The organism is Streptomyces sp. NPDC051018 (assembly GCF_044456085.1).
Taxonomy (GTDB): Bacteria; Actinomycetota; Actinomycetes; order Streptomycetales; family Streptomycetaceae; genus Streptomyces.
The window spans coordinates 73,832-86,700 of record NZ_JBITFN010000009.1; the positions used below are offsets into that span (position 1 = coordinate 73,832).

Annotated in this window: 10 protein-coding genes; 5 read left to right on the top strand and 5 right to left on the bottom strand. The window is 72.6% G+C overall.

Translation table 11 applies throughout. The features are described 5' to 3' along the window. Nucleotides 1–226: 226 nt before the first annotated feature. A complete protein-coding gene (locus tag ACIBCM_RS17370; protein ID WP_399244403.1) occupies nucleotides 227–1,378 on the top strand; it encodes a sensor histidine kinase in 1,152 nt (383 codons plus the stop codon). A gap of 204 nt (nucleotides 1,379–1,582) precedes the next feature. After that, the gene (locus ACIBCM_RS17375) at nucleotides 1,583–2,233 is read left to right on the top strand and encodes a response regulator (protein WP_399243996.1); all 651 of its coding nucleotides are present in this window, start codon (nucleotides 1,583–1,585) and stop codon (nucleotides 2,231–2,233) included. 240 nt (nucleotides 2,234–2,473) lie between these two features. Here the strand turns inward: ACIBCM_RS17375 and ACIBCM_RS17380 are convergent, their stop codons facing one another. The 3 genes from ACIBCM_RS17380 to ACIBCM_RS17390 all read right to left on the bottom strand — a co-directional run bounded on the left by ACIBCM_RS17380 (nucleotide 2,474) and on the right by ACIBCM_RS17390 (nucleotide 6,944). Beyond that, entirely contained in the window at nucleotides 2,474–4,207 is a 1,734-nt protein-coding gene (locus tag ACIBCM_RS17380; protein ID WP_399243998.1) for a thiamine pyrophosphate-binding protein, read from the bottom strand. Beyond that, entirely contained in the window at nucleotides 4,204–5,172 is a 969-nt protein-coding gene (speB, locus tag ACIBCM_RS17385) for an agmatinase (RefSeq protein WP_399244000.1), read from the bottom strand. Before speB ends, ACIBCM_RS17380 begins: the two co-directional genes overlap by 4 nt. 302 nt (nucleotides 5,173–5,474) lie before the next feature. Beyond that, nucleotides 5,475–6,944, bottom strand: coding sequence for a sodium:solute symporter (locus ACIBCM_RS17390; RefSeq protein WP_399244002.1), 1,470 nt, complete (start codon nucleotides 6,942–6,944; stop codon nucleotides 5,475–5,477). 127 nt (nucleotides 6,945–7,071) lie between these two features. Between ACIBCM_RS17390 and ACIBCM_RS17395 the strand changes: the two genes are divergently transcribed. From ACIBCM_RS17395 to ACIBCM_RS17405, 3 genes are all read left to right on the top strand, one after another. Next, the gene (locus tag ACIBCM_RS17395) at nucleotides 7,072–8,829 is read left to right on the top strand and encodes a PucR family transcriptional regulator (protein WP_399244004.1); all 1,758 of its coding nucleotides are present in this window, start codon (nucleotides 7,072–7,074) and stop codon (nucleotides 8,827–8,829) included. A gap of 90 nt (nucleotides 8,830–8,919) precedes the next feature. Then, entirely contained in the window at nucleotides 8,920–10,077 is a 1,158-nt protein-coding gene (locus ACIBCM_RS17400; RefSeq protein ID WP_399244005.1) for an acyl-CoA dehydrogenase family protein, read from the top strand. Between the two features lie 29 nt (nucleotides 10,078–10,106). Continuing rightward, a complete protein-coding gene (locus ACIBCM_RS17405; RefSeq protein ID WP_399244007.1) occupies nucleotides 10,107–10,979 on the top strand; it encodes an acyl-CoA thioesterase in 873 nt (290 codons plus the stop codon). A gap of 305 nt (nucleotides 10,980–11,284) precedes the next feature. Here ACIBCM_RS17405 and ACIBCM_RS17410 read toward each other — a convergent pair whose 3' ends face one another. Next, nucleotides 11,285–12,064: a phosphatase gene (locus tag ACIBCM_RS17410; protein ID WP_399244009.1), complete on the bottom strand. Its 780-nt coding sequence runs from the start codon at nucleotides 12,062–12,064 to the stop codon at nucleotides 11,285–11,287. A gap of 203 nt (nucleotides 12,065–12,267) precedes the next feature. Continuing rightward, a complete protein-coding gene (locus ACIBCM_RS17415) occupies nucleotides 12,268–12,861 on the bottom strand; it encodes a TetR/AcrR family transcriptional regulator (RefSeq protein WP_399244011.1) in 594 nt (197 codons plus the stop codon). Nucleotides 12,862–12,869: the final 8 nt, after the last annotated feature.

The following is a 12,869-nucleotide window of genomic DNA, read 5'->3' on the forward strand; positions in this document are numbered from 1 at the left end:
TCTTAGCCTCCTGCCGCGAACGGGGTCCGTGCCTCCCCGGTGCGGGGGCGGCGCCTCCCCCGTGCGGGGGAGCCGCGGGGATCCGGCCGACTGGCACGATGGCCGGATGCAGCCTCTGTCCGCAGTGCGCCGTCCATCGGTCCGAAGGGTCAGGGCGGCCAGGGCGGCCAGGGTGCTTCGCCCGCTGGCCCGCTCGGTCACCTACACCCGCTGGCTGCACCTGTCCATGAGCGTGATCGTCATCGGCATGTGGATGCTCGTGGAGGAAGGGAAGATCTACATCCCCGTCCTGCTGCTGGGGCTCAGCGGTCTGGTGCCCGCCATGCGGCTCTCCGAGGGCCTCCAGGCACGGCTGCTGCTGACCGGGCAGGGGTACAAGGACTCCTCGTCCGGCATCTCCGCGCGGCCCTCGGCCGACTGGGGCGATCGCTGGCGTACGGTCCTGTGGCTGGAGATCAGGCTCGCCCTGGGCACGCTCACCGGGTATCTCACCCTCCATCTGCCGGGCCTTGCCGTCAATCTGGCGCTCGCCGCGACCGGCGGCAGCGAACAGGTCGCCTTCGTCACCGTGCCCGGCGGCCACTGGTGGTACTGGCTCCTCGTCCCCCTGCCGGTCATCGCGCTGCTGGCGTTCGTCGTCGGGGCCGGCGAGCTGATCACCGTCATCGCCCGCGCGCTGCTCGGCCCCTCCTCCCAGGAACGGCTCGCCGCGCTGGAGGAACGCACCGAACAGCTCCTGGAGCGCAACCGGATCGCCCGTGAGCTGCACGACTCCATCGGGCACGCGCTGACGATCGCGGTGGTGCAGGCGGGTGCCGCGAAGGCGGCGGGGAGCCCGGAGTTCACCGACCGGGCCCTCATGGCCATCGAGGAGACCGGGCGGGCCGCGCTGGAGGACCTGGAGCGGGTACTCCTCGTGCTGAGGGAGTCGGAGCAGCCCGTGAGCGGCAGACCGACGCTCGTCGACACGGACCGGCTGCTGGAGTCCGCGCGGGCGTCCGGCGCCCGGGTCGACGCGGAGGTGACGGGTCCGGTGCGGCTCGTTCCGGGGCCGGTGTCCCGCGAGGGGTACCGGATTCTCCAGGAGGCGCTGACCAATGTGCTGCGGCACATGGGTCCGGTGCCGACCCGGGTCCGTATCGCCGTCGACGATGACCGGCTTGAACTGGAGGTGTTCAATCCCCTGGACCGCCCCGTCCCGCCGAACGGCCGGGGCAGCGGACTGCGCGGTATCCGGGAGCGGGCGGCGCTGCTCGGCGGCGAGGCCGCGACCGGCCCGTACGAGGGTGAATGGCGGGTCCGCGTCGGACTGCCCCTGAAGGGGCCCGCGCTCCCGGGCAACGGAGCCCGCCCGGCCCCCGGCAGAGGTTCGGTGTGAACCGGGGCGGGCAAGCCCGTACGTTCCCGGGCGAGGGAGCCCGTACGTTCCCGGGCCGGCGGGCCCGCGCGATCCCCGGCAGAGGTTTCACGTGAACCCTGGGCCCGCGCGAGCCCGGCGAAAGGGTTCCGCGCGGTGCCCGGCCACCGCGGCATGCTCCGGACCGGCGGCGCCCCATCCGCGCCCACCGCCTAATCTGGCCTGGTGGCGATCACCGTTCTCCTCGTCGACGACGAACCCCTCGTACGTGCCGGTCTGCGCGCCGTCCTGGAGGCGCAGCCCGACATCGAGGTCGTCGGTGAGGCCGCCGACGGGGCCGCCGTGATCCCGCTGGTGCGGCGGCTGCGGCCCGATGTGGTGGCGATGGACGTACGGATGCCGCTCCTCGACGGCATCGAGGCGACCCGCGCGGTCCTCAGAACCGTCGACGATCCGCCGAAGATCCTCGTCATCACGACCTTCGAGAACGACGAGTACGTGTACGAGGCGCTGCGCGCGGGCGCCGACGGCTTTCTGCTCAAGCGGGCCCGGCCCGCGGAGATCGTGCATGCCGTACGGCTGGTCGCGGAGGGCGAGTCGCTGCTCTTCCCCGCCGCGGTGCGGTCGCTGGCCACCGAGTACGGAAGCAGCGCCGCGCGGGCCGCGATGGAGCGCGCCGCGCTGACCGAGCGGGAGGCGGCGGTGCTGCGGCTGATGGCGCGCGGGCTGTCCAACGCGGAGATCGCCGGGCAGCTCCACGTCGGCACGGAGACCGTGAAGACCCATGTGAGCGCGGTACTCGCCAAGCTGGGCGCGCGGGACCGTACGCAGGCGGTGATCGCCGCGTACGAGTCGGGGTTCGTCGCGCCCGCCTGAGCCCTGGTGCGAGCGGGGCGGATTCCGGGGACCTGCGCAAACCGGGCCCGGGGGCCGGGACGGGACGGGACGGGGGCCGGGACGGGCCCGTGACCGCCGACCGCACAGACCCGGGCCCGGCCCCCGGGCCCGGGCTGCACCCGGGGCGACCCCGTTTCGCGAACCCCGTCCAGAGGCGCACTCAGAGACGCGGCCAGAGAGCCCCAGAGAGCCGGAGACGTGGCCGGAGAGTCCGAGAGATCAGAGATGCGTCGGCGCGAACATCCTCAGCAGCGCGGGCAGCACGACCACCGAGGGCCCCGGTTCCGCGAGAGCCTTCGCCAGGTCGTCCGCGAGAGCCTCAGGGCTCGTACGGACCGCCGGCACGCCGAAGGACTCCGCGAGTGCGGCGAAGTCCGGGCGGGACAGCTCCGTCCCCGCGGTCTCGCCGAAGGTGTCGGTCATGTACTCGCGCAGGATGCCGTAGCCCCCGTCGTCGACGATGAGCCAGGTGACGGGGAGCCCGTACTGCCGGGCGGTGGCGAGTTCTGCGATCGAGTACATCGCGCCGCCGTCGCCGGAGACGGCGAGGACCGGACGTGTGGGGTCCGCCGCGGCGGCGCCCAGCGCGGCGGGGAAGCCGTAGCCGAGGCCGCCCGCGCCCTGCGCGGAGTGCATGGTGTTGGGCAGGCGGGCGTCGAACGCGGACCAGGCCCAGTAGGCGAGGATCGTCATGTCCCAGAAGGACGGCGAGGTGTCCGGCAGGGCCTCGCGGACCGCGGCCAGGATCCGCCGCTCCAGCGTCCGGTCCTGGGAGTCGATCCGTTCCCGTACACGGGCCAGCACGGAGCGGACCCGTTCGGCTGCCCCGGCGTCCGGGCGTTCCGTCACGGTCTCCAGCAGCGCGCAGAGCGCGAGCCGGGCGTCCGCGTGGATACCGAGGGCGGGGTGGTTGGACTCCAGCTTCCCGGCGTCCGCCTCGATCTGGATCACCCGGCCGCGCGGGGCGAAGGTGTGGTAGTTCGAGGAGAGTTCGCCGAGGCCGGAGCCGACGACCAGCAGGACGTCGGCGTCCTCGAGGAAGTCGGTGGTGTGGCGGTCCTCCAGCCAGGACTGGAGCGAGAGCGGATGCTCCCACGGGAACGCCCCCTTGCCGCCGAAGGTCGTGACGACCGGCGCGCTGATCCGCTCGGCGAGCGCGCGCAGTTTGCCGGACGCGTCGGAGCGTACGACTCCGCCTCCCGCGACGATCACCGGGCGTTCGGCGGTGGACAGCAGACGGGCGGCCACGGCGGTCAGTTCGGGGCGCGGAACGACCTCGCGGGGGGTCGCGTCGATCGCCGTGACGACCGGCAGGGAGGTCTCCGCGAGGAGGACGTCCTGCGGTATCTCCACCCAGACCGGGCCGTGGGGAGCACTCAGCGCGGACTGCCAGGCCGCCGCGACCGCCGAGGGGATCTGGGAGGCGGTGCGCGCGATATGCACGGACTTCACGATGTCGCGGAACGACGCCTGCTGGTCGCGGAGTTCGTGCAGATAGCCGTGGCGGCCCCCGCCGAGCCCGGCGGACGGCACCTGGCTGCCGATGGCGAGTACGGGCGCGGAGGCGGCGGCCGACTCCTGGAGCGCGGCCAGGGACATCAGCGCGCCGGGCCCGGTGGAGAGCAGCAGCGGGGCGGCCTCGCCGGTGATCCGGCCGTACCCGTCGGCCGCGAAGCCCGCGTTGTTCTCGACGCGCAGCCCCACGTACGACAGGGAGGAGCGGCGCAGGGCGTCGAACATGCCCAGCGCGTGCTGGCCGGGCAGACCGAAGACGGTGGTGGCGCCGAGGCCCTGGAGGGTCTCGATGACGAGATCGCCGCCGGTGCGGCCCGTGGGCACGCGGCCCGAGGGGCACACTTGAGGGGCGGTGGCCGGGCGACGGGCGGGAGGGTTGAGCGCGGCCTCGGTCTGCGCGGGGGTGGGCCGTGGCACCCCGTCGTGGTCGTGCGTCACTTGGCCCTGCCCTCCGCGATCTGGCGGGTCATGATCGTGGTCAGCTCGTACGCGGTGTGGGAGGCCGCCACCGAGGTGATCTCGGCGTGGTCGTACGCGGGCGCGACCTCGACGACGTCCGCGGAGACGAGGTGGCAGGACGCGAGCCCCCGCAGGATCTCCAGCAGTTCGCGGGAGGTCATGCCGCCGGCCTCGGGCGTACCGGTGCCGGGCGCGTGTGCCGGGTCCAGGCAGTCGATGTCGATGGAGATGTACAGCGGGCGGTCCCCGACGCGCCGGCGCAGCTGGTCGGCGATCTCGTCGGCGCCCCGCCGGTAGACATCGGCGGAGGTGACGATGCCGAAGCCCAGCTTCTCGTCGTCGGTGAGGTCCTGCCTGCCGTACAGCGGGCCGCGCGTGCCCACGTGCGAGAGGGCGGAGGTGTCGAGGATGCCCTCCTCGACGGCCCGGCGGAACGGGGTTCCGTGGGTGTACTCCGCGCCGAAGTACGTGTCCCAGGTGTCGAGGTGGGCGTCGAAGTGGAGCAGTGCGACCGGGCCGTGCTTCCTCGCCACCGCCCGCAGCAGCGGCAGGGCGATGGTGTGGTCGCCGCCGAGCGTCATCAGACGCGCGCCCGTGCCCAGCAGATCATCCGCCGCGGCCTCGATGGTCTCGACGGCCTCATGGATGTTGAACGGGTTCGCCGCGATGTCCCCCGCGTCCGCGACCTGCGCGAGCGCGAAGGGCGAGGCGTCCTGGGCCGGGTTGTAGGGGCGCAGGAGGCGGGATGCCTCACGGATGGCGTTGCCGCCGAAGCGGGCGCCGGGCCGGTAGGAGACCCCGGCGTCGAACGGCACTCCCACGACGGCGACATCGGCGGCGCCGACCTCGTCGAGCCGGGGCAGCCGGGCGAACGTGGCGGGACCGGCGTACCGGGGGACGCGGGACGAGTCGATCGGGCCGCGCGGCTGCTCGTTGCTGCTCATGTGAAATGCCTTCTTTCCTACCGCTTCATTGTGGTTTCGACCGTATCCAGGGGTCCGGATGACGGGCTGTCCGGGGTCGCGGGCTCCGGGCGGGACGGGACGGGCAGTGGAGGTGGGGCGGGCTCGGGGCGGAGGGGTCCTTACGACCGGGCCCGCGCCCCGGGCTGGTGCGGCGGGCTCCTCACCGGCGCGCTCCTCACCGGTGTGCTCCTCACCGGCGGGCCCGGACCCCCGGGCTCAAGCCCCGGGGTCCGGCCCCCGGGCCCGGTCCCCGGAACCAGCCCCGGGGTTCAGCCCCGGAATCAGACCGCCGCGGGTTCGTTCCGTCCCGCCGGCTCGTCCTCGCCGCCGCCCCGGCCCGCGAGCCGCTCCCGCCAGTTCGCCAGTACGGCCGCGTCGGTGGGCCTGGTGAACAGGCTGACGGCCACATAGACCGCGAGCGAGGAGAGCAGACCGTAGAAGACGGGCTCGTCGGCGAGGATCCCGTACCCGGCCATCAGCGCGATGACGGCCACTCCGCCGACGACCATCGAGGCCAGCGCGCCCTGTACCGTGCCGCGCTTCCACAGCAGCCCGCCGAGGATCGGCACCAGCAGACCGCCGACCAGCAGGTTGTACGCGACGGTCAGCGCCTCGACGACATCGTTGAGCGCGATGGCGATCGCGATCACACAGACGCCCATGGCCAGGATGAAGGCGCGGTTTCCCCTGACCTCGTCGTGCGCCTCTCCGGCGCGGGAGCCGAGCCCCCGCAGCCGCGACCAGATGTCGTTGTTGGCGACGGTCGCGCAGGCGATCAGCGCGCCGGAGGAGGTCGACATCACGGCGGCGAGGGCGGCGGCCAGCACCAGGCCCCGTACGCCCATGGGGAGTTCGTCCTTGACGATCGTCGCGAACGCGTCGTCGGCGCTGGGCAGGTTCGGGTAGAGGACCTTGGCCGCCGTGCCGATGACCGCTCCGGCGACGGCGTACACCAGACAGTACGTACCGGCCGCGGTGCCGCCCCAGCGCGCGACCTTGTCACCGCGCGCCGTGAACACCCGCTGCCAGATGTCCTGCCCGATGAGCATGCCGAAGGTGTAGATCAGCACATAGGTGAAGATCGTCTCACCGCCGATGCCGAGCGGCGCGAAGTACTCGCCCGGCAGTTCCGCCCGCATCTCGCTCCAGCCGCCCGCCTTGACGACGGCTATGGGCAGGAGCAGCAGCAGGACGCCGACCGTCTTGACCACGAACTGCACCATGTCGGTGAGGGTGATCGACCACATGCCGCCGAGGGTGGAGTACGCGACGACGATCGCGCCGCCGAGGATGATCGAGACGGTCCGGTCGATGTCGAAGAGGACGTCGAAGATGGTGGCGTACGCGATGGTCGAGGTGACCGCGAGCATCAGGGTGTACGCCCACATCACCACGCCGGAGATGACGCCCGCCCGGCCGCCGTACCGCAGATCGAGCATCTCGGAGACGGTGTAGACCTTCAGCCGGGCGATCCGGGCGGAGAAGAAGACGGAGAGCGCGAGGAGTCCGAGGCCGATGGTGACGACCATCCAGGCGCCGGAGAGTCCGTACTTGTAGCCGAGGCCGACACCGCCGATGGTCGACGCGCCGCCCAGGACGATGGCGGCCATCGTGCCGGAGTACATCCAGGGGCCCAGGCGCCGCCCCGCGACCAGGAACTCGCTCTTGGACTTGGCGCGGCGCATGCCCCACCACCCCATGGCGAGCATGCCCGCCAGATAGACGACGATCACCGCGTAGTCGACTGCCATCGGCTGTCCTTCCGTCCCGTCCCCCGGGTCCTCAGGTCTTCACTGCCCCATGACGGTAGGTGGCCGGAATCCAGCGCTGAAGTGTACGTTTCATCCATTGTTCATTTCTTCTATGGATGGATCATCCATGCCGGAGTCCACCGGTTCCCCCTCCGCACCAGCGACCCCTCCCACCCCGCCGGTACCGCTGTCCGAGTTGCTCGCCCGGGACGACCTGGGCCTGCGTCTGCTCGCCGGTCCCGCCCCGGAGCGTGTGCTGGTCCACTGGGTGCACACCTCGGAGATGGCCGACCCCTATCCGTATCTGCTCGGGGGCGAACTGCTGCTGAGCGCGGGCGTGCTGCTGAAGGACCCGGACACCTACGCGTCCCGGATCGTGGAGGCCGGGGCGGCGGCGCTGGGCTTCGGGGTGGCGCCGGTGCACGACACGGTCCCGTCCGCCCTGGTCGAGGCGTGTGTACGGCACGGGCTGCCGCTGGTCGAGGTCCCCCCGCCGACGACGTTCACGGCGGTGGCGCGGGCCGTCTGGCGGCTGATGGCCGAGGCCCGCCACCGCGAACTGGGCCGGGTGACCCGGGCGCAGCAGGGCCTGGCGACGGCGGCGGCCCGCCCCGACCCGGTTCCGGCGGTCCTCGGCCAGCTGGCGGCGCGCCTGGGCGGACGGGCGGTGCTGCTGGGAAGGGACGGCACCGAACTCTCGGCGGCCGGGCGCGAGCCCTCCCCCGGGGCGCGGGGGGCCCTGGCCCGGCTGGCCCGGGTGGTGACCCCGGGCGGCCCGGGGCACCCCGGTGACGGTACGGGTTCCGGTACGACCTCCGGGACCTCGGGCCGTTCCGGGGCAGGTTCCGGGGCCGCGGGCCGTTCCGGTGCCGGTCATGGCGCTACGCGTACCGGCTCTCCCGGCACCACGGTCCCGGCCCGGCGGGCCGGAACCGACCGGCCGTCCGGCGCCACACATGCGGGCGCCACACGTGTGCCCGAAAGCGCCGCCAGGCAGGCCGCCTCCGCCAGTGACACCGCCGACGGTTTCCATCTGTCCGCGTACGCGCTCGGCGGCGGCCAGGGTCTGGTTCTGGGGCTGGCGACCGGGTCGCGGGAGCCCGGCGACCACACCGTGGCGGGAGTCGCCGTCGTCCTGCTGTCCCTCCTCACGGCGGACCATCACGGCCTCGACGGCGCGGGCCGCGACGCCGCCCTGGTCCGGCTGCTCCTCGGCGCGGCCCCGGCGGATGCGGCGGAGCTGCTCGGCGGCGGCCGGTGGACCGTGGTCCACGCGCGCGGCGAACGCGGCACCACACGCTTCACCGCCAGCGCGCTGGGCGCGGCCCTCGGCAGCGCGCTGGTCGATCCGGGGTCCGACGGGACCGTGCGCGTACTGCTGCCCGCGGCGAGGGCCCCGAGGCCCCAGCCGGGCTGGACCCTCGGGGTCAGCCCTCCCGTACGCCCCGAGGATCTGCCCGCCGCCGACACCCGGGCGGCCCGCGCCCTGGAACGTGCCGTCGCCGCCCGCCGCGCTCTCGTCGAGGACCGGTCCGGTTCGCTGGACGCGTTGCTTCCGCCCGCCGACGCGGCGGCGCACGCCCGGCTGCGGCTGGCCCCGCTCGACGGCTCCCCCGCCCTGGTGCGGACGCTGCGGAACTGGCTCTCCCTGCACGGCAGCTGGGACCGTACGGCCGCCGCGATGGAGATCCACCGCAATACGGTCCGCCAGCGGATCGCCCGGTGCGCGGCGCTGCTGGACGAGGACCTGGACGACGCGGATGTACGGATGGAGCTGTGGTTCGCGCTGCGTCACCTTCCCGGGACCGAAACCGGTCCCGGTGCCGGTCGCGGTCCCGGTGCCGGTGCCGGTATTGGCGGGGTGAACCCTGGACAGCCCCTGTGACCAGCGGGTAACTTGATGCTGAGCAAGCGCTTGGCCATCCCTGATGGCCCGGCACCGGACCCGGCCCCACGGCATACAGAGGAGGCGTTCGTGCGCCGCAGCGTTTACCACGAGGACCACGAGGCGTTCCGGGAGACCATCCGCGCCTTCATCGAGGCCGAGGTCGTCCCCGTCTACGACGAGTGGTACGCGGCCGGCCAGGCGCCCCGCGACTTCTACTACAAGCTCGGTGAGCTGGGCGTCTTCGGCATAGAGGTGCCGGAGGAGTACGGCGGCGCCGGGGAGTCCTCCTTCAAGTTCCAGGCGGTCATCACCGAGGAGAGCGCCCGCGCGGGTGTCTCCTTCGGCGGTTCCGGGGTGCATGTCGCGCTCTGTCTGCCGTACCTCCTGGAGTACGGCACCGAGGAGCAGAAGAAGCGCTGGCTCCCCGACTTCGTCTCGGGCGCGGCCATGTACGCGATCGCGATGACCGAGCCCGGGACCGGCTCCGACCTCGCGGGCATGAAGACGACCGCCAGGCTCTCCGACGACGGCACGCACTACGTCCTCAACGGCGCCAAGACCTTCATCACCGGCGGTGTCCACGCCGACCGTGTCATCGTCTGCGCCCGCACGGACGCCCCGCGCGCGGATGACCGCCGCCACGGCATCTCGCTCTTCGTCGTGGACACCAAGCTGGAGGGGTACGCGGTCGGGCGCAAGCTCGACAAGCTGGGCCTGAAGACCTCCGACACCGCCGAGCTGTCGTTCACGGATGTGCGGGTCCCCGCCGAGGACCTGCTCGGCGAGGAGCACAAGGGCTTCTCCTACCTGGGCCGGAACCTCCCCCAGGAGCGTCTGGCCATCGCCGTCGGCGCCTACGCCCAGGCCGCCGCCGCGATCCGCTTCACCCAGCGGTACGTCGAGGAGCGCACGGTCTTCGGCAAGACCGTGGCGTCCTTCCAGAACACCAAGTTCGAACTCGCCGCCTGCAAGGCCGAGACGGACGCCGCCGAGGCGGTGGTGGACCGCGCGCTGGAGGCGCACGACGCGGGCGAGCTGACGGCGGCCGAGGCGGCGTCGGCCAAACTGTTCTGCACCGAGGTGGCGCACCGCGTCATCGACAAGTGCCTCCAGCTGCACGGCGGTTACGGCTATATGAACGAGTACCCGATCGCGCGCCTGTACGCGGACAACCGGGTCAACCGCATCTACGGCGGGACCAGCGAGGTCATGAAGTCGATCATCGCCAAGTCCATGGGTCTGTAGCGCCCCGGCGTCCGGTTACCGTCAATCACATGAGTTCCGCACTTCACGACCTCCTCGATCTGCTCGACCTGGAGCAGATCGAGGAGGACATCTTCCGGGGACGGTCCCGCTCCGCCGTCATCCCCCGGGTCTTCGGCGGCCAGGTGGCCGCCCAGGCCCTGGTGGCGGCGGGCCGCACGGTCCCAGGCGACCGCTCGGCACACTCCCTGCACGCGTACTTCCTGCGCATCGGCGACCCCGGCGCGCCGATCGTCTACACGGTCGACCGCATCCGCGACGGCCGCTCCTTCACCACACGTCGGGTGGTCGCCGTCCAGCACGGCCAGCCGATCTTCCATCTCTCGGCGTCGTTCCAGATCCACGAGGAGGGCCTGGAGCACCAGGCCCCGATGCCGTACGCCCCCGACCCGGAAACCCTGCCGACCGCAGCCGAGAGCCTGCCCGCGTACGCGGAGCACTTCATCGACTCCGGTATCGCCGACCGCCTCCTGGAGGCGCGTGCCGCCGTCGATCTGCGCTATGTGGGCGCACCGCCGTACGGGGCCGTCGGCGAACCGCGTGAACCGCGCTCCCAGGTCTGGTTCCGCGCCAACGGCAAACTCGCGGACGATCCCCTGCTCCACGTCTGCCTCGCCACCTACGTCTCCGACATGACCCTCCTGGACTCGGTCCTCCTGGCCCACGGCCGGGGCGGCTGGGCCGTCGGTGACGTGGTCGGGGCGTCCCTGGACCACGCGATGTGGTTCCACCGGCCGTTCCGCGCGGACGAATGGCTCCTGTACGACCAGGAGTCGCCCTCCTCCTCGGGCGGACGCGGGCTCGGCCAGGCGCGGATCTACACCCAGGACGGCCGATTGGCGATCACGGTGATCCAGGAAGGCGTCATACGCGTGCCGCGGTAAATTTTTGTGGCTCGGTTCTCCCCCAGACTCCGTCCGGGGGGACCCCCACCCGGGGGCCTCAAGTGTGCGTCGACGGTCGATCGTGCTCGACCGGTAGGCCGGGCAGGGGGTCTCCGGACGGTGACCGACGCGCGGTATTTCTTTTGTGGCTCGGTTCTCCCCCAGACTCCGTCCGGGGGGACCCCCACCCGGGGGCCTCAAGTGTGCGTCGACGGTCGATCGTGCTCGACCACTCGTTCCTCGCGGCCTCCGCGCGTTCTCCCTTTCGACACCCACGATCCCCGGAGGTGAACCGAGCCACACAATCAGGTGAGGCCGGCCGCGTCGAGCAGGTAGGCCGTCATCGGGTCGTAGAAGCGCGGGTCGGTGACGTGGTCGTCGAGGGGGACCGTCACCTCGATGGTGCCTTCCGCCTCGCCGATGAACAGGGCCGGGTCGTTGCAGTCGGCGTAGCCCACCGCGTCCAGGCCGCGCTGGCCCGCGCAGCCGGCCCAGCCGTGGTCGGCGACCACCAGATCGGGCCGGGGTCTGCCCTCGCGCTCCAGGCCGTCGAGGACGGCGGCCATCGGTGCCGGGGAGTGGGTGTGCCAGAGGGTCGCGCCGCGCTCCAGCATCGCGACGTCGGCGAACTGGAAGACCATGCCCTCGTCGGCCATCAGCCCGCCCGGGATCCGGACGATCTCACAGCCGGCGGCGCGCAGGGCCTCGGCGGTACGGCGGTGCACGTCGAGGAGGCCGCCCGGGTGACCGGTCGCGAAGAGGACCCGTTCCTTGCCGGCGGCGGCCTTCCGCAGGCGGGCGGCGAGGCGGTCCAGGCCGGCGACGGTCAGTTCGGGGTCGATGGTGTCCTGGCCGGTGCGGTGCGCGGGGTCGTCGCTGACACCGCAGCGCTCGGCCATCACGGCCAGGACGTCCTGCTCGTCCGTCCAGCGGTCGCCCAGCTCCAGGCCCAGCCAGAAGTGCCGGTCGCCGTTGGCCAGTTTGCGGTAGTGGGAGAGGTTGTTGTCGCGCGGGGTGGCGACGGCTCCAGCGATACGGGTGCGGACGAGGTGTTCGACGAGGGCGGCACGGCTGGGTATCGGCATGCCCACCATTGTGCCGCCCTGTCCCCGTGATGAAACGGTACGTCCCGAACGGTGGACGCCTCCGGATGGCGGAACGGCGGCACGGGCGGCCCCCGGAACGCCCTGCCGAGGGGCCCACGCGCCCGTCCGCCGCACCCGGCACGCCCCGTCGGCGTGCCCGGTCGCAGGAGGCCGGGGCGGCCCGGACCGTACCCGTCCCCCGCCTACGGCGTGAGCGACGCGAACGCCCCGTGCGCCAGCCGGCGCAGCAACGTTTCCGTCGCGGCGCGCGCGGGGAGCCCGCCGCCGTGCGAGCCCAGGTGGGGTGTCGAGTTCAGCAGCCCGAAGACGGCGTGGACGGCCGCGCGCGCCTCCGACTCGGGCACCTCGGGGTGGATGTCGCGGACCGCGGTGACCCAGAGTTCGACGTACTGCCGCTGGAGCTGGCGCACGAGCTTGCGGTCGCGCTCGCGCAGCCGGTCCAGCTCGCGGTCGTGGAGGGTGATCAGGGGACGGTCGTCAAGGGCGAAGTCGATATGGCCGTCGATGAGGGAGGCGAGCAGCGCCTCGGGATCGGAGGCGGCCTCCGCCACCCGTAGCCGGCCGCCGCTGAGCAGCCGCTCGCTGATGCCGACCAGCAGCTCGGCGAGCATCGCGTCCTTGCCCGCGAAATGGCGGTACAGACCCGGGCCGCTGATCCCCACGGCGGCCCCTATCTCGTCGACCCCCACGCCGTGGAATCCGCGCTCAGCGAAGAGCCGGGCCGCCTCTTTGAGGATCTGCTCGCGGCGGGTCGGCGCGTCCGTCCTGGTGCTCATGGGACCCG

What these genes read in the sequence shown, in the direction of transcription:
- ACIBCM_RS17405 (WP_399244007.1), top strand. Translation starts at nt 10,107, where the DNA reads ATGAGTTCCGCACTTCACGACCTCCTCGATCTGCTCGACCTGGAGCAG.
- speB (WP_399244000.1), bottom strand. Translation starts at nt 5,172, where the DNA reads ATGAGCAGCAACGAGCAGCCGCGCGGCCCGATCGACTCGTCCCGCGTC.
- ACIBCM_RS17370 (WP_399244403.1), top strand. Translation starts at nt 227, where the DNA reads ATGAGCGTGATCGTCATCGGCATGTGGATGCTCGTGGAGGAAGGGAAG.
- ACIBCM_RS17395 (WP_399244004.1), top strand. Translation starts at nt 7,072, where the DNA reads ATGCCGGAGTCCACCGGTTCCCCCTCCGCACCAGCGACCCCTCCCACC.
- ACIBCM_RS17410 (WP_399244009.1), bottom strand. Translation starts at nt 12,064, where the DNA reads ATGCCGATACCCAGCCGTGCCGCCCTCGTCGAACACCTCGTCCGCACC.
- ACIBCM_RS17415 (WP_399244011.1), bottom strand. Translation starts at nt 12,861, where the DNA reads ATGAGCACCAGGACGGACGCGCCGACCCGCCGCGAGCAGATCCTCAAA.
- ACIBCM_RS17390 (WP_399244002.1), bottom strand. Translation starts at nt 6,944, where the DNA reads ATGGCAGTCGACTACGCGGTGATCGTCGTCTATCTGGCGGGCATGCTC.